The following is a 19937-nucleotide window of genomic DNA, read 5'->3' as shown; positions in this document are numbered from 1 at the left end:
CGTGCCGTTCAAACGGTTGCTTACTTCTTCTTACCTGCGATCGGCTTGGCCTTGCCCTTGCGGGTGCGCGCATTGGTGTGCGTGCGCTGGCCACGGACGGGCAGGCCCTTGCGATGGCGGAGGCCGCGATAGCAGGCCAGGTCCATCAGGCGCTTGATGTTCATCGCGGTGTTGCGACGAAGGTCACCTTCAACGGTATAACCAGCGTCGATCGCTTCACGGATCTGCAGAACTTCCGCATCGGAAAGATCCTGCACGCGGCGGCTGTGATCGATGCCCAGCTTGTCCGCAATGTCCTTGGCCGACTTGGGGCCGATACCGTGAATATAGGTGAGCGCGATGATCACGCGCTTGTTGGTGGGGATGTTTACCCCGGCAATACGAGCCACTTAAATCTCCTGCTCCACAGAGCGCCAGCCAATCCATATGGGGAGCCATATGGCAAAGGGCAGCCCCCTATCTCAACGCGTTGCACTTTTCCGACGGAAACGGATTTTTCACCACGGTAAATCCACCACGGCAAAAAGTCCGGACGGCGCGCAACGACTGCCGCCTGCCGGACTGTCCGTCTCACTCGGAGGGAAAGGCGCCTACGCCGATTCTGGCGCGCAGTCAACCGCAAGCTGCGCCGACACTGCGCACCTCGTTATGCCGAGGCACGATCACTGAGCAGTTAAGGATATACCCTAAGGATGGTGTCGGGTCAAAGCCCTCGATCCACCTACCCTTGCCCTGGCCAGATCCGAACGCAGGAAGGGCCGCAACGCCCCCAAAAAAGGAACGTCGCGGCCTTTCAATTGCATTCAACGAAGGTCAGCGGCCGAGGATATGCTCGATCTGAGCCGTCACCACATCGATGTCGGCCATGCCATCCACCCGGTTCACGATTCCTCGGGCTTCGTAGATCGGCAGGATCGGCGCGGTCTTGGCGCGATATTCGGCCAGGCGCGTGCGCACGGTTTCCTCATTATCGTCCGGACGGCGTTTGAACTCGGTGCTACCGCACTTGTCGCATACGCCATCGACCTTCGGGCGCTCGAACTTGTCGTGATAGCCCTGCCCGCATTTGGCGCAGGTGAAGCGGCCGGTGATACGCTCGACCAGCGCTTCCTCGTTCACTTCCAACTCGATCACGCTGTCCAGCTTGCGGCCATGGGCGGAAAGAATCCCGTCGAGCGAATGGGCCTGCTCCGCAGTGCGCGGATAGCCATCGAAGATAGCCCCGATGTCCTTGCCCATGACTTCCAGCTCATCGGAAATCAGCGCGGAAACGATCTCGTCCGAGACAAGTTCGCCCGCTTCCATCACCGCCTTCACGCGAAGTCCGGTCGGCGTTTCGGCCTTGACGGCGGCACGCAGCATGTCGCCGGTCGAAAGTTGGCGCATGCCGTGCCGTTCAACGAGACGCTTTGCCTGCGTCCCCTTGCCCGCGCCCGGAGGCCCAAGAAGAATGATGTTCATTTGCCCTCCCCGTTGACCCGACGCTGCCGGACCGGGCGGACCTAGAAGGCCCGCCCGTATCGGTCAGCGCAGTCGGCCTTTCAGCTTTGCCTTCTTGATAAGGTCACCATATTGGTGCGCCAGAAGGTGCGACTGAATCTGGGTGATAGTATCCACAGTCACGTTTACCACGATCAGCAGGCTGGTACCGCCGAGGAACAGCGGAACGCCGGTCTGCGCAATCATGTATTCCGGCAGACAGCACACCACAGTCAGGTAGATCGCACCGATCACCGTGATGCGCGTCAGCACATAATCCAGATAGGTGGCGGTGTTCTTGCCCGGACGGATGCCGGGAATGAAGCCGCCATTCTTCTTCAGATTGTCGGCCGTCTCTTCCGGGTTGAACACCACGGCGGTGTAGAAGAAGCAGAAGAAGACGATGCCGATGGCATAAAGCGTCATGTAGAGCGGCTGGCCGTGCTGCAGATACTGGTTCAGCGTCACGATGATGCCGCCCAGCGTGCTGTCAGTGCTCACCGAATTACCGGCGAACTGGCTGATCGTCAGCGGCAGCAGCAGCAGCGAGCTGGCGAAGATCGGCGGGATAACGCCGGCCGTGTTGAGCTTGAGCGGAAGATGGCTGCGATCCGCCTGCATCATTCCGCGCTGGCTTGCCCGCTTGGGATACTGGATCAACAGGCGCCGCTGGGCGCGCTCCATGAAACAGATCAGCAGCACCAGCCCGACCACCATGCCGATGAAACCGACGATCACGAACGGATTGATCGAGCCCGACCGGCCGCCTTCGAACATATTGGCGGTGAAAGTGGGGAACTGCGCCACGATACCGGCCATGATGATCAACGACACGCCATTGCCGATGCCGCGCGAGGTGATCTGCTCACCCAGCCACAGCAGGAACATGGTGCCGCCGATCAGGCTGATCACCGCAACCACGCGGAACATGACGCCCGGCTCGACCACGGCCTGAAGGCCGCTCTGCGCGCCGTAGCTTTCAAGTCCCGCCGCAAGGAACCAGCCCTGAATCGCGGTGAGGAACACGGCGCCATAACGGGTATACTGGTTGAGCTTCTTGCGCCCGCTTTCGCCTTCCTTCTTGATCGCCGCGAGAGCGGGATGAAGCGAGGCCGCGAGCTGCACCACGATAGACGCGGTGATGTAGGGCATGATGCCGAGCGCGATGAGGCTCATCCGCTCAAGGCTGCCGCCCGAGAATGTGTTGAAGAGGTCGAGAATGCCGCCGCGGGTCTGCGCGTAGAGGCTCTCGAGAATGAGCGGATTGACGCCAGGAAGCGGAACGAAGCTCAGGAAACGGAAAACGATCAGCGCGCCGATCGTGAACCAGATTCGCTGCTTGAGCTCGGTCGCCTTCGAGAAATTGGCGAGATTCAGGTTGCTCGCGATATTGTCGGCGCGTGATGCCATGGGAACGCTTAACCTTTATTGGGGGCATACCGGCTCGCGCCGAACGTCCCCCTTCCTATCAGCTGCAGCCCATATAGGGGCCGGGCGGAGATGGAACCACCCCCGCCCGGACGAATTGCCGAATTATTCGGAAGCTTCTGCCGCAGGAGCAGCCGCAGCGAGCAGTTCCACCGAACCGCCGGCCTTTTCGACTGCGGCAACAGCGCCCTTGCTCGCACCGGCGACCTTGAACGACAGCTTGGCCGAAAGCTCGCCCTTGCCGAGCAGGCGCACGCCATCCTTGCCACCACGAGCCAGACCGGCAGCCTGAAGAGCTGCATGGTCAACGGTGCCCTTGGCGTCCAGCTTACCGGCATCGATGAACTTCTGGATCATGCCGATGTTCACTTCGGCATAGTCCTTGCCGAAGGGATTGTTGAAGCCGCGCTTCGGGATGCGCATGTGCAGCGGCATCTGGCCGCCTTCGAACCCGGCGATCGAAACGCCCGAGCGTGCCTTTGCACCCTTCTGGCCACGACCGCCCGTCTTGCCCTTGCCGGAGCCGATACCACGGCCGATACGCATACGGCCCTTGCGGGCGCCGGCATTGTCGCGGATTTCGTTCAGTTTCATAATATGCACTCGCTTTCGCTTTGTTCGCGCTGAAGGGAAAGGCGGGCACTTAGCTGCCCGGAACCTGCTTGTCACCCCCCTTTGGCGGGTTTGCCGGCCTGTGCCGCGATCCGGCGAGCCGTTCGCGCAGGAAATCGCGCATCGGCCGCTCGAACCAGACATAGCTAAGGCGGGCGATCACCACTGTCAGGCAGAAGAACAGCGCCAGAAACCACCCGTTGCGAGCAATGTCTTGCGTCCTGATCGCGGGCATCAGCACCAGCATCATGGTGAGCTGGATCGGGAAGTGCCACAGATAGACGCCATATGTGTTCTCGCCGAGCCATTCGCAGGCGCGATCCAGCCAGGCCGGCGCGCTATTCTGCCATTCGGCAAGCAGCAGGAACAGCGCGCCGAAAATGCCGGTAATGCCGAATATCCGCCAGCCTGCGTCGCCTCCACCAATCGTGGATGCCACGCCGCCCAGCGCGAACACCGTGGCCAATAGAGCGAGTATCCGCCCATTTTTCGCGTAACCTTCGCGCAGAATGCTGAGCGAACAGCCTGCGAAGAAATAGGAGCCGCACGAAAGCACACCGGAACTCGCGCCCCATTTATAGTCCGCGAAACCGAATCCCAGCGCCATGGCAATCGTGAAAACAGCCCCGAAACGCCGCGCCAGCCCGCGGGTGAGCCAGAAGATGGCATAGACAGCGATCTCCACCGACACGGACCAAATCGGCCCATTGAAGGACAGGCCTGTGCGAATCCAGTCCGACGCCATGAACAATTGGGCGACGAAGTGCTGCCAGTCGAACTTGCCGTAGATCGGCGTGTAGCCAAGGCGGTACAGCGCAATGAATTGCAGGCCGGTCACCACAAGCAATGTGAGCAGATGCAGGGGATAGAGCCGCGCGATCCGGTTCACCACAAAGCTACGCGTGCCCACGCGGTGTCCGTAATAGACATGAGCGAAAACGAAGCCGGAGATCAGCCAGAAAACCTGGACCGCGAAATAGCCCCATTCATAGGCAGGCCAGAGCACTTCGCGCGCGGGCAGGACTTCCTGATAGCCGGGCATCTTGAGCCGATCCGGCCCGGACATGAAGAAATGAACATAGTGATAGAACAGCACCGACAATGCGGCGATGCCTCGCACCCCGTCGATCAGCGAGAGATACGGCCGGTTCGCCACCGCCCGCTCTACTCTGGCCGTTCCCTGTGCAGCACCCCTGCCTTCCATAGCGCGCCCTCAGCTCCGCACGTCGTTTCCACTTACGAAAAACCCCGGCACGCTGGCCGGGGTTTTCCTTAGTCATATCGAGTGAATGCGGTCAGCCGACCACTTCCACCATATGGGGCAGCTTGGCGATGGCGCCGCGCACTTCCGGGGTGTCTTCCACCTCGACCACGCGGTGCATCTTGCCCAGGCCCAGACCGATAAGGATCTTCTTCTGGCTTTCGGGCCGGCGGATCGGCGAACCGATCTGCTTGATCTTGATCTTTGCCATGGGTGCTTACTCCGTCAGAGCTGCGGCGTCGGCTTCAGCCTCCGCCTCACTTGCGCCGCCACGGCCGAGCAGGTCAGCGACCTTCTTGCCGCGACGCTGGGCCACCGACTTCGGCGAAGTCTGGTTGGTCAGCGCGTCGAAAGTGGCGCGGATCATGTTGTAGGGGTTGGACGTACCGACCGACTTGGTCACCACATCGTGAACGCCCAGGCTCTCGAACACGGCACGCATCGGACCACCGGCAATGATACCGGTACCCGCCGGGGCACTGCGCACGTTGACCTTGCCGGCACCGAAACGGCCCTTGCCGTCATGGTGCAGAGTACGGCCTTCCTTGAGGGGCACGCGCACCATCTTCTTCTTCGCAGAAGCAGTTGCCTTGGTGATGGCTTCCGGCACTTCGCGAGCCTTGCCATGACCGAAGCCAACGCGGCCCTTGCCGTCACCCACGACGACCAGCGCAGCGAAACCGAAACGCTTGCCGCCCTTCACCGTCTTGGAGACGCGGTTGATGTGAACGAGCTTTTCGATCAGCTCCTCACCCGCTTCTTCCTCGCCGCCACGGCCGCCACGGCGATCGTCGCGACGGCCACGGCCGCCACGTTCACCGCCGCGATCGCCACCACGGCCACGGCCACGGCCGCCACCACGACCTTCGCGGGCGTTTTCGCCAGCGGGAGCCGCTGCAGCTTCGACCGCACCGGTGGTTTCCGGGGTCTGCTCGTTGTTGTTCTCGTCAGCCATCATCAGAACTCCAGCCCGCCTTCGCGCGCGGCGTCGGCCAGCGCCTTGACGCGGCCATGGAACAGGAAGCCGCCGCGATCGAACACGACAGCAGTCACACCGGCCTTCTTGGCCGCATCGGCAATGTCCTTGCCCACCTGCACGGCGGCGTCGACATTCGCGCCGCTCGACTTCGAGCCGAGCGTTGATGCTGCAGCCACGGTGCGCCCTTCGGCGTCATCGATGATCTGCGCGTAGATGTGACGGCCGGTGCGATGCACCGACAGACGCGGACGACCACCAGCACGGCTCTTGAGCGCGGTGCGCACCCGGCGCCGGCGGCGTTCGAAAAGGGAGAGCTTGGCCATCTTACTTCTTCTTCCCTTCCTTGCGGAAGATGTATTCGCCGCGGTACTTGATACCCTTGCCCTTATAGGGTTCGGGCTTGCGCCACCGGCGAACTTCGGCCGCGAACTGGCCGACCTTCTGCTTGTCGATCCCGTTGATCTCGACCGTGGTCTGATCGGGGGTTTTCACTTCCAGGCCCTCGGGCACGTCGAGATCGACGTCATGGCTATAGCCGAGCTGGAGCTTGAGCTTCGCGCCCTGGGCCTGCGCACGATAGCCGACACCGGTGATTTCAAGCACCTTGGTGTAGCCTTCGGTCACGCCCGAAACGAGATTGGCCACCAGCGTGCGCTGCATGCCCCAGAAGGAGCGGGCTCGCTTGCTGTCATTGGCCGGACGGACCGAGATCGTGCCGTCCTGGACCTCGTAGGTCACATCATCGGCCAGACCCAGCGTGAGCGTGCCCTTCGGGCCCTTCACGGTGAGAATGCCGTCCTTGATGTCGGCGGTGACGCCACTGGGGATCGTCACCGGCACTTTACCGATGCGGCTCATCAGAACACCTCCGCCAGCACTTCGCCGCCGACGTTCTGGGCGCGCGCTTCGGCATCCGAAAGCACGCCGCGAGGCGTCGAGACGATGGTGATGCCAAGGCCATTGCGGACATTCGGCAGTTCCTTGGAACCCGAATAGACGCGGCGGCCAGGCTTGGACACGCGAGCGACATGCTTGATAGCGGGCTCGCCTTCGAAATACTTCAGTTCGATCCGCAGCTGCGGGTGCTTGCCGGTGGCATCTTCCGAGTAACCACGGATATAGCCTTCGCGGCGGAGCACTTCGAGCACGTTGGCGCGCAGCTTGGAAGCCGGCGAAAGGACGGAATCCTTCTTCGCCTGCTGGCCGTTGCGGATGCGGGTGAGCATATCACCCAGGGGATCGGTCATAGCCATTTGCGGATCCTTACCAGCTCGACTTCGTCACACCGGGGATGAGGCCCTTGTTGGCCAGATCCCGCAGTTCGATGCGGCACAGGCCGAACTTGCGATAATAGCCGCGCGGACGGCCGGTGGTGGCGCAGCGGTTGCGCACACGGGTGGGGTTCGCGTTACGCGGGATTTCCGCCAGCTTCAGGCGAGCCATCAGGCGCTCGGTTTCATCGAGCGACTCATTGTCGGCAATTGCCTTCAGCTTTGCGTACTTCGCCGCATACTTCTTCACGAGCTGCTTGCGGCGCTCGTTCTTGTTCACGGAACTCAGTTTCGCCATGGACTTAAGCTCTCTCTATCAGCGGCTCACGCCGCTTCCTTCTGGTCCTGCTGGTCGGCAGGGAAAGGGAAACCGAACAGACGCAGAAGCTCGCGGGCTTCCTCGTCGGTCTTCGCGGTGGTGGTGACGATGATGTCCATGCCACGCACCTTGTCGATCTTGTCGTAGCTGATCTCGGGGAAGATGATCTGCTCCTTCACGCCCATGGCATAGTTGCCACGGCCATCGAAGCTCTTCGGGTTGAGACCACGGAAGTCGCGGATGCGGGGCATCGCGATCGTCACGAGGCGATCGAGGAATTCATACATGCGTTCACGGCGCAGAGTAACCTTGCAACCGATCGGCATGCCTTCGCGCAGCTTGAACTGTGCGATCGACTTCTTCGCCTTGGTGATCACGGGCTTCTGGCCGGCGATCAGTTCCATTTCCTCAGCGGCCGTCTGGACCTTCTTCTTGTCCTGGCTGGCTTCGCCAACGCCCATGTTGAGCGTGATCTTTTCCAGCTTGGGAACTTCAAGGCGGTTCTTGTAACCGAACTTTTCGGTCATCGCCTTGACGATCTGGTCCTCATAGCTCTGCTTGAGGCGAGGGGTGTAATTGTCAGCCACTGATGACCTCCCCGGACTTCACGGCCACACGGACCTTCTTGCCATCACGCACTTCGAAACGGACGCGCGTTGCCTGGCCCGACTTGGGGTCAGCGAGCGAAACCTTCGAAATGGCGAGCGGCGCTTCGAAACGATCAATCCCGCCCTGCGGGTTCGTCTGCGACGGCTTGCGGTGACGGGCGGCAACGTTGACGCCCTGGACCACGACCTTGCCGTCCTGCGGCAGAACCTTGGTCACAGTGCCGGTACGGCCCTTGTCCTTGCCCGAACGGATGACGACAGTGTCGCCCTTCTTGATCTTGGCGGCAGACATCACAGCACCTCCGGTGCGAGCGAGATGATCTTCATGAAGCCCTTGCCGCGCAGTTCGCGCACCACGGGGCCAAAGATACGAGTGCCGATGGGCTCCTCGTTCTTGTTCACGAGAACAGCGGCATTGGTGTCAAAGCGGATGACGCTGCCATCGGGACGGCGAACGTCCTTCTTGGTGCGCACGATAACGGCGCGGTGAACGTCACCCTTCTTCACGCGGGCACGCGGCTGCGCCTCCTTGATGGAGACAACGATCACGTCGCCAACGCCAGCGGTACGGCGCTTCGAGCCGCCCAGCACCTTGATGCACTGGACGCGCTTCGCGCCGCTGTTATCCGCGACGTCGAGGTTGGATTGCATCTGGATCATCGATCCGGTTCCTTCTCAATCGGCTTGCCGGAACCAGTCCGGCAGTTCCAAATTCTGTAGCTTACGCTTCGGCGTCGAGATTGGCTTCGAGAGCCGTGCCCTTGCCCGCCGTCACCCGGTCGAGAACCTTCCAGCTCTTGGTCTTCGAAATCGGGCGGGTCTCTTCGATCCGCACGGTCTCGCCGACCTTGAAGGAATTGTCCTCGTCGTGAGCGTGGTACTTCTTCGAGCGGCGGATGATCTTCCCGTAAAGCGGGTGCTTCACCTTACGCTCGACATTGACCGTGACGGTCTTGTCGGTCTTGTCGGAGACGACGGTCCCGATCAGGATACGCTTCGGCATCGTCTAACTCCTCAGGCCTTGGCAGCCGCAGTGCGTTCGCTCTGCAGCGTCTTGATGCGCGCGATTTCGCGGCGGACTTCCTTAACCCGGGCGGGACGCTCGAGCTGGCTGGTCGCGGCCTGGAAGCGCAGGTTGAACTGCTCGCGCTTGAGTTCGACGAGTTCAGCGGTCAGCTGGTCGTCGGTCTTGGCGCGGAGATCTTCGATCTTGCTCATCTCTTAGCCCTCCAGGTGCGAGGTGTCGCCGAGACGGGCAACGACCTTGGTCTTGATCGGCAGCTTCATCGCGGCGCGGCTGAAAGCCTCCGCAGCGAGCGGGCCGGCAACGCCGTCCAGTTCGAACAGGATGCGGCCCGGCTTAACGCGAGCTGCCCAATATTCGATCGAACCCTTGCCCTTACCCTGACGGACTTCGGCAGGCTTCTTCGAAACCGGCACGTCCGGGAAGACGCGGATCCAGAGACGGCCCTGGCGCTTGATGTGGCGCGTGATCGCACGGCGAGCCGCTTCGATCTGGCGGGCGGTGATACGTTCCGGCTCGAGGGCCTTGAGGCCGTAGGAGCCGAAATTCAGGCTCGAACCACCCTTGGCATCACCCTTGATGCGGCCCTTGAAGGCCTTGCGGAACTTGGTTTTCTTCGGTTGCAGCATTGTCTCTACTCAGCTCCCGATCAACGCGCCGGACGGACGCCGGAGGTTTGAGCCTCCATCATCAGCCGGTCCTGCGCCATCGGATCGTGGGCGAAGATCTCACCCTTGAAGATCCAGCACTTGATGCCGATGATGCCATAGGCGGTCAGCGCCTCGGCTTCGGCATAATCGACATTGGCGCGCAGCGTGTGAAGCGGCACGCGGCCTTCGCGATACTGCTCGACACGGGCGATTTCAGCGCCGCCGAGACGGCCACCGCACATCACCTTGATGCCATCCGCGCCAAGACGCATGGCAGACTGCATCGCCCGCTTCATCGCGCGGCGGAACGCCACACGGCGGATCAGCTGATCAGCAATGCCCTGAGCGACGAGCTTCGCGTCGATTTCCGGCTTGCGGATTTCAACGATGTTCAGCTTCACTTCGCTGGCGGTCATCTTGGAAAGCTGAGCGCGCAGCTTTTCGATGTCAGCGCCCTTCTTGCCGATGATCACGCCGGGACGCGCAGCATAGATGCTGACGCGGCACAGCTTGGCCGGACGCTCGATCACGATCTTGGAGATCGCGGCCTGCGGCACGGTTGCGATCACGAACTTGCGGATCTTGATGTCTTCCTCGAGCAGCTTGGCATAGTCACGCCCTTCGGCGTACCAGCGGCTGTCCCAGGTGCGGTTGATCTGCAGGCGCAGGCCAATGGGGTTGGATTTATGACCCATGATCAGGCCTCCTCGACTTCGCGAACGACGATGCGCAGACGGCTGAACGGCTTCAGGATGCGCGTGGACTTACCACGGCCACGGGTGTGGAACCGCTTCATGGTAACCGACTTGCCCACGCTCGCTTCGGCGACGACCAGAGCGTCGACGTCGAGATTGTGGTTGTTCTCGGCATTGGCGATCGCCGAGGCGAGCACCTTCTTCGCGTCCTGTGCCATCGCCCGCTTGGAGAAGGTCAGGATGTTGAGGGCCTCTTCAGCCTTCTTGCCGCGGATCAGACCGGCGACGAGGTTGAGCTTCTGGGCCGAACCACGGATGGTGGTGCCGACCGACAGCGCTTCCTTCTCACCGACGCGACGGGGAGCTTTCTGCTTACCCATTAGCGCTTACCCTTCTTGTCGGCTGCGTGGCCCGGGAAGTTGCGCGTGGGCGCGAATTCACCAAGCTTGTGCCCGACCATTTCCTCGTTGACCGAGACGGGGATGAACTTCTGGCCATTGTAGACGTTGAACGTCAGGCCAACGAACTGCGGCAGGATCGTCGAACGACGCGACCAGGTCTTGATCGCGCCAGCGCGAGTGCCCTGTTCCTGCGCGTCTTCTGCCTTCTTCAGCAGATGCAGGTCGACGAACGGGCCTTTCCAGACGGAACGAGCCATGGGGCTTACCTCTTCTTCTTCGCGTGACGCGAACGGATGATCATCTTGTCGGTCGACTTGTTGTGCCGCGTGCGGGCACCCTTCGTCGGCTTACCCCACGGCGTAACCGGATGACGGCCACCAGAGGTACGGCCTTCACCACCACCATGCGGGTGGTCGACCGGGTTCTTGGCGACACCGCGGGTAAGCGGCTTGACGCCCATCCAGCGACGACGACCAGCCTTGGCAAGCGTCTGGTTCGAATTGTCCGGGTTGGACACCGCACCGACCGTACCCATGCAATCGCCACGCAGGTAGCGCTGCTCGCCCGAGTTGAGACGCACGATCACCAGACCGCGGTCACGACCGACGAGCTGCACATAGGTGCCTGCCGAACGGGCGATCTGGCCGCCCTTGCCCGGCTTCATCTCCACATTGTGGCAGATGGTGCCGACCGGCATCTGGCTGAGCAGCATGGCGTTGCCCGGCTTCACGTCGGTCTTTTCACCGGCGATCACCTGGTCGCCCACGGCAACGCGCTGCGGTGCGAGGATATAGGCGAGTTCGCCATCCTCATACTTGATCAGCGCAATGAACGCGGTGCGGTTGGGATCGTATTCGATCCGTTCAACGGTTCCGGCAACGTCCCACTTGCGGCGCTTGAAGTCCACGAAACGGTACTTCTGCTTGTGACCGCCACCAATGCCGCGCGATGTCACGTGGCCCTTGTTGTTGCGGCCACCCGTCTTGGACTTGCCTTCGGTGAGAGCCTTGACCGGCTTGCCCTTGTAGAGGCCCGAGCGGTCGACCAGCACGAGGCCGCGACGCGCGGGGCTAGTCGGCTTGTAGTTCTTGAGTGCCATTGTTCTCTAGCCTCAGATGCCGCTGGTGACGTCGATGGGGTCCTGGCCGGCAGCCAGGGTCACGATCGCCTTCTTCACGTCGGTGCGCTTGTAGGCCTTGCCCTTCCAGCGCTTCGTCTTGCCCTTCTGGACAATCGTATTCACTGCCTTCACCTTGGTGTCGAACAGCGCTTCTACCGCTTCCTTGATCTGCGGCTTCGTGGCGCTGCCGGCAACCTTGAAGACGACTGCGTTGTTCTCGGACAGCAGCGTTGCCTTCTCGGTGATGTGCGGCGAAAGGATCACGTCGTAGTGACGTACGTCCACGTCCTGCTTCTTAGCCATTGAAACGCGCCTCCAGCTTTTCGACCGCGGCGCGCGTCAGCACCAGCGTATCATGCTTCAGGATGTCATAGACATTGGCGCCGATGGCGGGGAGGACGTTGATGTCCTTCAGATTGCCGGCGGCACGCGCGAAATTGTCATTCACGCTCTCGCCGTCGATCACCAGCACCTTCTTGCCCCAGCCCGCCTTGGCGAGCTGACCTGCCAGCGCCTTGGTCTTGGCGTCGGTCAGTTCCAGGCTGTCAACGATCACAAGACCGTTCTTCGCCTTCGCCGAAAGAGCCATCCGGAGGCCGAGGGCGCGGATCTTCTTGTTCAGCGAAATGTCGAATTCACGACGACGGGCACCATGGGCCTTACCACCGCCGATGAACACCGGAGCCTTGCGATCACCATGGCGAGCCGTGCCGCCGCCCTTCTGGCGACCCCACTTCTTGCCGGTGCGAGCAACGTCCGAACGCTCACGGGTAGCGCGAGCAATGCCGCGGCGGTTTTCGAGCTGCCAGGTGACAACGCGGTGGAGGATGTCGGCGCGCGGCTCAAGGCCGAACACGGCATCGTTCAGTTCAATGTCGCCCTTGGCGACCGAACCGTCGAGGTTGGAAAGCTTCACCTTCACGACTTAGCCCTCCTGGCCTTCGGTCGCCTCGACAGCCACGGCTTCTTCAGCCGGAGTGTCGGCAGGCGCCGCGTCATTGCTGTTGGCCGCGCTCTTCAGCCCGGCGGGATAGGGAGCCTCGGCGTGACGCGAAACCTTCACGGAGTCGCGAACGAGCAGCCAGGCGTTCTTCGAGCCGGGAACCGAACCCTTCACGAAGATCAGGCCGCGCTCATCATCCGTACGGACGATTTCGAGGTTCTGCTGAGTGCGCTGACGGTCGCCCATGTGGCCGGCCATCTTCTTGCCCTTGAACACGCGACCCGGATCTTGACGGTTACCGGTCGAACCATGGGCGCGGTGGCTGATGGAAACACCGTGGGTAGCGCGCATACCGCCGAAACCCCAGCGCTTCATCGCACCGGCAAAGCCCTTGCCCTGCGTGTGGCCCGTAATGTCGACCAGCTGGCCCGGCACGAAGTGCGAGGCAGCGATCGTGGAACCGACTTCCAGCACCGCATCTTCAGCGACGCGGAATTCCGCGACCTTCATCTTGAGCGACACTTCAGCCTTGGCGAAATGCTCACGCTGCGGCTTGGCAACGTTCTTCTGCTTGGCTTCACCCGAACCGACCTGGAGAGCGGTGTAACCGTCGTTCTCCTGGGTACGGACCGAAACCACCTGGCAGTCTTCCAGGGCAAGAACGGTCACGGGAACGTGACGTCCATCCTCCTGGAACAGGCGGGTCATCCCGACTTTCTTAGCGATCACGCCTGTGCGCATGACCAATCTCCTCAACAGAGGCACCTGGACCCATTCCAGGTGCTTGCCAGCCCTAATTGTGATGCATCGCCCCGTCCGGGCTGAGCGCCCTTCCCTCGGCACAAGCCTTTGGAAGAGCAAGACGGGGGACGCAGCCCGGATCAATTACGATCCGGCGGTATCCCAATGTCTGCGCGGGAAATTTCCCGCGAACCGGCCCGGATAAATCCGGCTTCCGGATAGGATGCGGCCCGAAGGCCAAAACTTGCCTGAAAACAGGCTGCCTCCGCCGTAGCGGAGGCCGGAAGCAAACTCACTTAAGCGAGCTTGATCTCCACATTCACACCAGCCGCCAGGTCCAGCTTCATCAGCGCGTCGACCGTCTGGGCGTTGGGCTGCACGATGTCCAGCAGCCGCTTGTAGGTGCGAACCTCGAACTGTTCCCGCGACTTCTTGTCGATGTGCGGACCGCGGTTCACGGTGAACTTCTCGATACGCGTCGGCAGCGGAATGGGGCCCCGGATCAGCGCGCCAGTACGGCGGGCGGTTTCGGCGATCTCGCCAGTCGCCTGATCGAGAACGCGGTGGTCAAACGCCTTGAGGCGAATGCGAATATTCTGAGCTTCCATTTCCAACTACCGATGCGAAAGAGCCACGGCGACCCAAGAGCCACCAAAAACAAAGAACCGCCCCGCCTCACCGACCTTCGTTGGAAGTTTCGGGAAGGGGCGGCCCTTCGAGAATACCGAAAGGCGGGGGACGAATCCCCCGCCTCTGCGGCGCCTATATTACTTCGTGATCTTGCTGACAACCCCCGAACCGACGGTGCGGCCACCTTCGCGAATTGCGAAGCGAAGACCTTCATCCATCGCGATCGGAGCGATCAGCTTCACGCCGATCGTCACGTTGTCGCCCGGCATGACCATTTCAGTGCCCTCAGGGAGGATCACTTCACCGGTCACGTCGGTGGTGCGGAAGTAGAACTGCGGGCGGTAGTTGGCGAAGAACGGCGTGTGACGGCCACCTTCGTCCTTCGACAGCACGTAGACTTCGGCGCTGAATTCGGTGTGCGGGTTCACGGTGCCCGGCTTGGCGAGGACCTGGCCACGCTCAACCGATTCACGAGCGATACCACGGATCAGGGCACCGACGTTGTCGCCAGCTTCACCGCGATCGAGCAGCTTGCGGAACATTTCGACGCCGGTCACGGTCGTCTTCTGGGTGTCCTTGATGCCGACGATTTCGACTTCGTCACCAACGTTCACAACGCCGGTTTCGATACGGCCGGTCACCACGGTGCCGCGACCCGAGATCGAGAACACGTCTTCGATCGGCATCAGGAAGGGCTTGTCGATCGGACGTTCGGGCTGCGGGATGTAGGCGTCAACCGCGTCCATCAGAGCCTTGATCGAGCTTTCGCCGATTTCCGGATCGCGGCCTTCGAGAGCGGCCAGAGCCGAACCCTTGACGATCGGAATATCGTCGCCCGGGAAGTCGTAGCTGGAGAGCAGCTCGCGAACTTCGAGTTCGACGAGCTCGAGCAGCTCTTCGTCGTCAACCTGGTCGACCTTGTTCATGTACACGACCAGAGCCGGCACGCCGACCTGACGGGCCAGAAGGATGTGTTCGCGGGTCTGCGGCATCGGGCCGTCAGCAGCGTTCACAACCAGGATCGCGCCGTCCATCTGGGCGGCACCGGTGATCATGTTCTTCACATAGTCAGCGTGGCCCGGGCAGTCGACGTGTGCGTAGTGACGCGCGTCGGTTTCGTATTCCACGTGAGCGGTCGAGATGGTGATACCGCGCTCGCGCTCTTCAGGAGCCTTGTCGATGTTCGCGAAATCGACCGGAGCGCCCAGAACCTTGGTGATAGCAGCCGTCAGCGTGGTCTTGCCGTGGTCGACGTGACCGATGGTGCCGATGTTGCAGTGCGGCTTGGTCCGCTCAAATTTTGCCTTAGCCATTTGTCAAAACCTCTATTTTCTCAAAATTCGATCATTGCGGGAGATCGGCGCCCGCTGAATCAGGCGCCGCCCCTAGACGGTCGCTCGCCGTTAGGCAAGCTTCTCCTTGACTTCGGCCGCCACATTGGCGGGCACTTCGTCGTAATGCGAGAACTGCATCGTGTACTGGGCGCGGCCCTGTGTGAACGAACGCAGTTCATTGACGTAGCCGAACATGTTGGCCAGCGGCACAAAGGCCTCGACCACCTGGGCATTACCGCGGCTGTCGGTGCCCTGGATCTGGCCACGACGGGAGTTCAGGTCGCCGATTACGTCGCCCATGAATTCTTCCGGCGTCACCACTTCCACCTTCATCACCGGTTCGAGCAGCTTGATGCCTGCCCGTTCGGCAACTTCACGCATCGCACCGCGGCCGGCGATTTCGAACGCGATCGTCGAGGAGTCGACGTCGTGATACGCACCGTCATACAGGCGAATTTCGAAGTCGATGATCGGGAAGCCGATCAGATAGCCGCTGGCTGCCTGTTCGCGCATACCCTTTTCGATCGACGGAATATATTCGCGCGGAATGTTGCCGCCCTTGATCTCGTCGATGAAGGTGATGCCCGCACCGCGTTCGCCCGGAGCGACCTTGACCTTCACGCGACCGAACTGGCCGGTACCGCCCGACTGCTTCTTGTGGGTGAAGTCGACATCCACCGGCTTCGACAGCGATTCGCGGTAGGCCACCTGCGGCGCACCGACATTGGCTTCCACCTTGAATTCGCGACGCATGCGGTCGACCAGGATTTCGAGGTGGAGTTCGCCCATCCCCTTGATGATGGTCTGGCCCGATTCGTGATCGGTCGAAACGCGGAACGAGGGATCCTCGGCAGCCAGACGATTGAGCGCGATGCCCATCTTTTCCTGGTCGGCCTTGGTCTTCGGTTCCACCGACAGTTCGATAACCGGCTCGGGGAATTCCATGCGTTCGAGAATGATCGGCGCGCTCTTGGCGCACAGCGTATCGCCCGTGGTGGTTTCCTTCAGACCGGCCAGCGCCACGATGTCGCCCGCGAAGGCTTCATCGATGTCTTCACGGTTGTTCGAGTGCATCAGCAGCATACGGCCGATCTTCTCGTCCTTCTCCTTCACGGAGTTGAGGTAAGAACCCTTGCTCAGCTTGCCGGAATAGATGCGTGCGAAGGTGAGCGAGCCCACGAAGGGATCGTTCATGATCTTGAACGCCAGCGCGCTGAACGGTGCGTCGTCGCTCGAAGGACGGCTGTCTTCCTCGTCCGTGCCGGGCTTCACGCCCTTGATGGCGGGAACGTCGATCGGGCTCGGCAGGTAGTCGACAACGGCGTCGAGCAGGGCCTGCACGCCCTTGTTCTTGAACGAGGAACCGCACAGCACCGGAACGAAAGCATGCTCCAGCGTGCCCTTGCGGATCAGCGCCTTGAGCTGGGCCACGTCGGGCTCCACGCCTTCGAGATAGGCTTCGGTCGCCGCGTCGTCCTGCTCCACGGCGAGTTCGACCAGCTTTTCGCGATATTCGGCAGCCTTGTCAGCCATGTCGGCCGGAATTTCTTCATAGAAGAATTCGGCGCCCAGGCTCTCATCCTTCCAGATGATCGCGCGATTGTTCACCAGGTCCACCAGGCCCTTGAAGCCCGATTCGGCGCCGATCGGCAGATAGAGCACCAGCGGAACCGCGCCGAGGCGGTCGATGATGGTCTGCACGCAGTAATAGAAATCCGCTCCGGTGCGATCGAGCTTGTTGATGTAGCACATGCGGGGAACGCCGTACTTTTCAGCCTGACGCCACACGGTTTCCGACTGCGGCTCCACGCCGGCCACGCCGTCAAACGCAGCGACCGCGCCGTCGAGCACGCGCAGCGAGCGTTCGACTTCGATGGTGAAGTCCACGTGACCGGGGGTGTCGATGATGTTCAGGCGGTGTTCGGGGCCATTGCCCTCTTCGGCCTTCCAGAAGCAGGTCGTCGCGGCCGACGTGATGGTGATGCCGCGTTCCTGTTCCTGCTCCATCCAGTCCATGGTGGCGGCGCCATCGTGCACTTCGCCGATCTTGTAGGACTTGCCGGTGTAATAGAGAATCCGCTCGGTAGTCGTGGTCTTGCCGGCGTCGATATGCGCCATGATACCGAAATTGCGGTAGCGTTCGATCGGATGGCTGCGTGCCATGGTGGTTTCCTTAAGGCCTTTCGGAGGTCAGGCCGGCCAGCGCCGGCCCTCGCCCCATATAGTAACGATTGTGACCGGCAAAAGACACGCCCGATGCGCGCCCTCCCCCGGCCCGCCGCTTACCAGCGGTAGTGGCTGAACGCGCGGTTGGCGTCGGCCATGCGGTGAGTATCTTCCCGCTTCTTGACCGCGTTGCCGCGATTGTTCGCCGCATCCATCAGCTCACCCGAAAGGCGGGCGGCCATGGTGGTTTCCGCACGGCCGCGGGCAGCGTTGATCAGCCAGCGGATCGCCAGGGCCTGAGCACGCTCGGGGCGCACTTCCACGGGAACCTGATAGGTCGCACCACCAACGCGGCGCGAGCGCACTTCGATGGCCGGCTTCACATTGTTCAGCGCATCATGGAACACCTGGACCGGATCGCCCTTGGCGCGCGCTTCGACGGTTTCGAGCGCACCATAGACGATCTTTTCGGCGGCAGACTTCTTGCCGTCATACATCAGGTTGTTCATGAACTTCGAAAGCACCACATCCCCAAACTTGGGATCGGGCAGGATTTCCCGCTTCTCGGGACGACGACGACGTGACATCGGATATTCTCCTGTCAGGCCCTTTTCCAAACCATCATCCCAACAGAAGCTGGGATCTCAATGAGGCTTGGCGGACCTTCAAAAACTCAACAAACGTTCTTCCTTGGGGAGCGAGATCCCCGATAAGATCGCTGATGACGATCTTTCGAGGATGACGTTCACCCCGTGAACGTCACTTGGGACGCTTCGCGCCGTACTTCGAACGGGACTGCTTGCGGTCCTTCACGCCCTGCGTATCGAGCACGCCGCGCAGCACGTGATAGCGCACGCCGGGAAGGTCGCGCACACGGCCGCCGCGGATCAGCACAACCGAGTGTTCCTGCAGGTTGTGGCCTTCGCCGGGGATGTAGGAAATGACTTCGCGCTGGTTGGTCAGACGAACCTTGGCGACCTTGCGGAGAGCCGAGTTCGGCTTCTTCGGGGTCGTGGTGTAGACGCGAGTGCAAACGCCGCGCTTCTGCGGGTTCTGCTCCATCGCAGGCACCTTGCTCTTGGCCTTCTGCGGCACGCGGCCCTTGCGGACCAGCTGGTTGATTGTAGGCATTAAATCTCTTCACCTTAGTTTCTGACCCCAAGGGGAGTCAGGGCTTGTCGACTATACGACCGGGTGAAGAGTGAAGAACCTGCCTCGCCGTTACGAGGCGATTTGCATCGCCCGAAGCACGAGATCCCTGCTTTCGCAGGAACAGGCCGAAACGCTCCACCAGGCCACAAGGCCGGGTTACTTTGCCGGCTGCCCCGCGATAGGGACGCACCGCCAATGTTCAGCTCGTAATGCCCGGCACAGGGAATCCCTGCCCGAACTTGCGCGGGCCATTAAGGGAAAGGCTGGCATTGGTCAAGCGATGGGAATGGCATCGCCGTATTCTCGTTGTTTGGAAAGGCCAGCTGATTTCCGGAAACCGCAGCCAACTGGCCTCAGTTGCCCGGCGGCGGGGGCGGTGGACCGCCCGGCCTGCCGGGGCCAGCGGGGCCGCGCTCACCGACTTCCTCGGTCCGCACGTCCCAGATCTCGTCCTGCGTCAGCCAATTGTCGCCATTGCGGTCTGCCTTGGTGAAGCGCGCGCCTTGATAGGCCACCAGCTCGTCCAGCGAGACGCCGCCGTCGTAATTGGTATTGGCTTCCAGCAGCATGGTGGGACTGAAGGGCTTGAGCAGAAGCTCGAAGATTTCCTCGTCGCGCCCCTTGCCCAGTTCCACCGGCAGTTCCTCGGCCACCACCACGCCTTGCGCGGCGGCGGCGCGGGCATCGTCATTCAGCACGGCGGAGCCAAGTTCGCGCTGCCAGGCAGTGAATTCATCCACGCTGATCTGGCGATCGCGATTAGTGTCGATCGCGACGAAGCGGTCGGCGATGGCAGCGGCGCGGCGCGCCTCTATCGCGGCGTTGAGTTCGGCCAGAGTAACAGTTCCATCGCCATTGGTATCGGCGGCGCGGAACATCTTTGCCACTGCGGCATCGTATTTCTCACGCGCAATCGGGCCCGGCAGGCGCGGCTTGATGCGGCTGCGATCGATCAGCGAGGTATCGCTGCCGCTGCCGTAACTGATGTCCTGCGCGTGGAGGGCGGGAGCGGCGAGCAGCGTCAGCATGACCCCCAAGCCTGCGAATTTGCTGCGCATAGTCCCCATTCCTCCCGCTTTATCCATCCGGCCTCTGCCCCGGCGAGTGAATGCCGGATGAACCGC

General features: G+C 61.7%; 30 protein-coding genes. All 30 read right to left on the bottom strand.

The features are described from left to right. Nucleotides 1–20: 20 nt before the first annotated feature. The gene (rpsM, locus tag H0274_RS02665) at nucleotides 21–389 is read right to left on the bottom strand and encodes a 30S ribosomal protein S13 (RefSeq protein WP_226792798.1); all 369 of its coding nucleotides are present in this window, start codon (nucleotides 387–389) and stop codon (nucleotides 21–23) included. Nucleotides 390–813: 424 nt separating this feature from the next. Then, complete coding sequence (locus H0274_RS02660; protein WP_226792797.1) at nucleotides 814–1461, bottom strand: adenylate kinase; 648 nt, start codon at nucleotides 1459–1461, stop codon at nucleotides 814–816. Nucleotides 1462–1524: 63 nt separating this feature from the next. Further along, a complete protein-coding gene (gene secY, locus H0274_RS02655; protein WP_226792796.1) occupies nucleotides 1525–2889 on the bottom strand; it encodes a preprotein translocase subunit SecY in 1365 nt (454 codons plus the stop codon). Between the two features lie 123 nt (nucleotides 2890–3012). Next, nucleotides 3013–3501, bottom strand: coding sequence for a 50S ribosomal protein L15 (rplO, locus tag H0274_RS02650; protein WP_226792795.1), 489 nt, complete (start codon nucleotides 3499–3501; stop codon nucleotides 3013–3015). A 49-nt stretch (nucleotides 3502–3550) separates the two neighbouring features. Further along, the gene (locus H0274_RS02645; protein WP_226792794.1) at nucleotides 3551–4675 is read right to left on the bottom strand and encodes an acyltransferase family protein; all 1125 of its coding nucleotides are present in this window, start codon (nucleotides 4673–4675) and stop codon (nucleotides 3551–3553) included. A gap of 139 nt (nucleotides 4676–4814) precedes the next feature. Then, the gene (gene rpmD / locus H0274_RS02640; protein WP_054530242.1) at nucleotides 4815–4991 is read right to left on the bottom strand and encodes a 50S ribosomal protein L30; all 177 of its coding nucleotides are present in this window, start codon (nucleotides 4989–4991) and stop codon (nucleotides 4815–4817) included. Between the two features lie 6 nt (nucleotides 4992–4997). Then, nucleotides 4998–5735 carry a 30S ribosomal protein S5 gene (rpsE, locus tag H0274_RS02635; protein WP_226794424.1) on the bottom strand — a complete coding sequence of 246 codons (738 nt, stop codon included), beginning with the start codon at nucleotides 5733–5735 and terminating at the stop codon, nucleotides 4998–5000. Nucleotides 5736–5737: 2 nt separating this feature from the next. Next, entirely contained in the window at nucleotides 5738–6082 is a 345-nt protein-coding gene (rplR, locus tag H0274_RS02630; RefSeq protein WP_226792793.1) for a 50S ribosomal protein L18, read from the bottom strand. 1 nt (nucleotide 6083) lies between these two features. Continuing rightward, nucleotides 6084–6617: a 50S ribosomal protein L6 gene (gene rplF / locus H0274_RS02625; RefSeq protein ID WP_226792792.1), complete on the bottom strand. Its 534-nt coding sequence runs from the start codon at nucleotides 6615–6617 to the stop codon at nucleotides 6084–6086. Continuing rightward, on the bottom strand, nucleotides 6617–7012 hold the full coding sequence (rpsH, locus tag H0274_RS02620; protein WP_226792791.1) for a 30S ribosomal protein S8: 396 nt from the start codon (nucleotides 7010–7012) through the stop codon (nucleotides 6617–6619). The genes rplF and rpsH overlap by 1 nt, the downstream gene beginning before the upstream one ends. A gap of 10 nt (nucleotides 7013–7022) precedes the next feature. Next, nucleotides 7023–7328: a 30S ribosomal protein S14 gene (rpsN, locus tag H0274_RS02615; RefSeq protein ID WP_226792790.1), complete on the bottom strand. Its 306-nt coding sequence runs from the start codon at nucleotides 7326–7328 to the stop codon at nucleotides 7023–7025. 26 nt (nucleotides 7329–7354) lie between these two features. Beyond that, nucleotides 7355–7936, bottom strand: a complete 582-nt coding sequence (rplE, locus tag H0274_RS02610; protein ID WP_226792789.1) for a 50S ribosomal protein L5 — start codon at nucleotides 7934–7936, stop codon at nucleotides 7355–7357. Next, nucleotides 7929–8249 (bottom strand): 50S ribosomal protein L24, encoded by a 321-nt coding sequence (gene rplX, locus H0274_RS02605; protein WP_226792788.1) that lies wholly within the window; start codon nucleotides 8247–8249, stop codon nucleotides 7929–7931. Before rplX ends, rplE begins: the two co-directional genes overlap by 8 nt. Then, nucleotides 8249–8617, bottom strand: coding sequence for a 50S ribosomal protein L14 (rplN, locus tag H0274_RS02600; protein ID WP_054530248.1), 369 nt, complete (start codon nucleotides 8615–8617; stop codon nucleotides 8249–8251). The genes rplX and rplN overlap by 1 nt, the downstream gene beginning before the upstream one ends. A 61-nt stretch (nucleotides 8618–8678) precedes the next feature. Beyond that, nucleotides 8679–8960 carry a 30S ribosomal protein S17 gene (gene rpsQ / locus H0274_RS02595; protein WP_226792787.1) on the bottom strand — a complete coding sequence of 94 codons (282 nt, stop codon included), beginning with the start codon at nucleotides 8958–8960 and terminating at the stop codon, nucleotides 8679–8681. A gap of 11 nt (nucleotides 8961–8971) precedes the next feature. Continuing rightward, nucleotides 8972–9175, bottom strand: a complete 204-nt coding sequence (gene rpmC, locus H0274_RS02590; RefSeq protein WP_226792786.1) for a 50S ribosomal protein L29 — start codon at nucleotides 9173–9175, stop codon at nucleotides 8972–8974. A 3-nt stretch (nucleotides 9176–9178) separates the two neighbouring features. Further along, nucleotides 9179–9610 (bottom strand): 50S ribosomal protein L16, encoded by a 432-nt coding sequence (gene rplP, locus H0274_RS02585; protein ID WP_226792785.1) that lies wholly within the window; start codon nucleotides 9608–9610, stop codon nucleotides 9179–9181. A 20-nt stretch (nucleotides 9611–9630) separates the two neighbouring features. After that, nucleotides 9631–10326 carry a 30S ribosomal protein S3 gene (rpsC, locus tag H0274_RS02580; RefSeq protein WP_226792784.1) on the bottom strand — a complete coding sequence of 232 codons (696 nt, stop codon included), beginning with the start codon at nucleotides 10324–10326 and terminating at the stop codon, nucleotides 9631–9633. Between the two features lie 2 nt (nucleotides 10327–10328). Beyond that, nucleotides 10329–10706 (bottom strand): 50S ribosomal protein L22, encoded by a 378-nt coding sequence (gene rplV / locus H0274_RS02575; protein ID WP_226792783.1) that lies wholly within the window; start codon nucleotides 10704–10706, stop codon nucleotides 10329–10331. Further along, nucleotides 10706–10984 (bottom strand): 30S ribosomal protein S19, encoded by a 279-nt coding sequence (gene rpsS, locus H0274_RS02570; protein WP_054530254.1) that lies wholly within the window; start codon nucleotides 10982–10984, stop codon nucleotides 10706–10708. The genes rplV and rpsS overlap by 1 nt, the downstream gene beginning before the upstream one ends. A gap of 5 nt (nucleotides 10985–10989) precedes the next feature. Next, nucleotides 10990–11826 carry a 50S ribosomal protein L2 gene (gene rplB / locus H0274_RS02565; protein ID WP_226792782.1) on the bottom strand — a complete coding sequence of 279 codons (837 nt, stop codon included), beginning with the start codon at nucleotides 11824–11826 and terminating at the stop codon, nucleotides 10990–10992. A 12-nt stretch (nucleotides 11827–11838) separates the two neighbouring features. Next, nucleotides 11839–12150 carry a 50S ribosomal protein L23 gene (locus H0274_RS02560; RefSeq protein ID WP_226792781.1) on the bottom strand — a complete coding sequence of 104 codons (312 nt, stop codon included), beginning with the start codon at nucleotides 12148–12150 and terminating at the stop codon, nucleotides 11839–11841. Beyond that, entirely contained in the window at nucleotides 12143–12769 is a 627-nt protein-coding gene (gene rplD, locus H0274_RS02555) for a 50S ribosomal protein L4 (protein ID WP_226792780.1), read from the bottom strand. The genes H0274_RS02560 and rplD overlap by 8 nt, the downstream gene beginning before the upstream one ends. Nucleotides 12770–12772: 3 nt before the next feature. Further along, on the bottom strand, nucleotides 12773–13531 hold the full coding sequence (rplC, locus tag H0274_RS02550; RefSeq protein ID WP_226792779.1) for a 50S ribosomal protein L3: 759 nt from the start codon (nucleotides 13529–13531) through the stop codon (nucleotides 12773–12775). Between the two features lie 296 nt (nucleotides 13532–13827). Beyond that, nucleotides 13828–14139: a 30S ribosomal protein S10 gene (gene rpsJ / locus H0274_RS02545; RefSeq protein WP_040715017.1), complete on the bottom strand. Its 312-nt coding sequence runs from the start codon at nucleotides 14137–14139 to the stop codon at nucleotides 13828–13830. Nucleotides 14140–14298: 159 nt separating this feature from the next. Then, nucleotides 14299–15474 carry an elongation factor Tu gene (tuf, locus tag H0274_RS02540; protein WP_226792778.1) on the bottom strand — a complete coding sequence of 392 codons (1176 nt, stop codon included), beginning with the start codon at nucleotides 15472–15474 and terminating at the stop codon, nucleotides 14299–14301. 90 nt (nucleotides 15475–15564) lie between these two features. Further along, nucleotides 15565–17658, bottom strand: coding sequence for an elongation factor G (gene fusA, locus H0274_RS02535; protein ID WP_226792777.1), 2094 nt, complete (start codon nucleotides 17656–17658; stop codon nucleotides 15565–15567). Between the two features lie 119 nt (nucleotides 17659–17777). Further along, entirely contained in the window at nucleotides 17778–18248 is a 471-nt protein-coding gene (gene rpsG / locus H0274_RS02530; RefSeq protein ID WP_226792776.1) for a 30S ribosomal protein S7, read from the bottom strand. Nucleotides 18249–18420: 172 nt separating this feature from the next. Next, nucleotides 18421–18792 carry a 30S ribosomal protein S12 gene (gene rpsL / locus H0274_RS02525; RefSeq protein WP_006831873.1) on the bottom strand — a complete coding sequence of 124 codons (372 nt, stop codon included), beginning with the start codon at nucleotides 18790–18792 and terminating at the stop codon, nucleotides 18421–18423. Nucleotides 18793–19166: 374 nt separating this feature from the next. After that, on the bottom strand, nucleotides 19167–19871 hold the full coding sequence (locus tag H0274_RS02520; protein WP_226792775.1) for an EF-hand domain-containing protein: 705 nt from the start codon (nucleotides 19869–19871) through the stop codon (nucleotides 19167–19169). Nucleotides 19872–19937 lie beyond the last annotated feature (66 nt).

The organism is Fulverythrobacter ferritrahens, from assembly GCF_020539485.1.
GTDB lineage: Bacteria > Pseudomonadota > Alphaproteobacteria > Sphingomonadales > Sphingomonadaceae > Andeanibacterium > Andeanibacterium ferritrahens.
The sequence above is the reverse complement of the archived record's forward strand: the minus strand, read 5'-3'. Positions and strand labels throughout refer to the sequence as shown.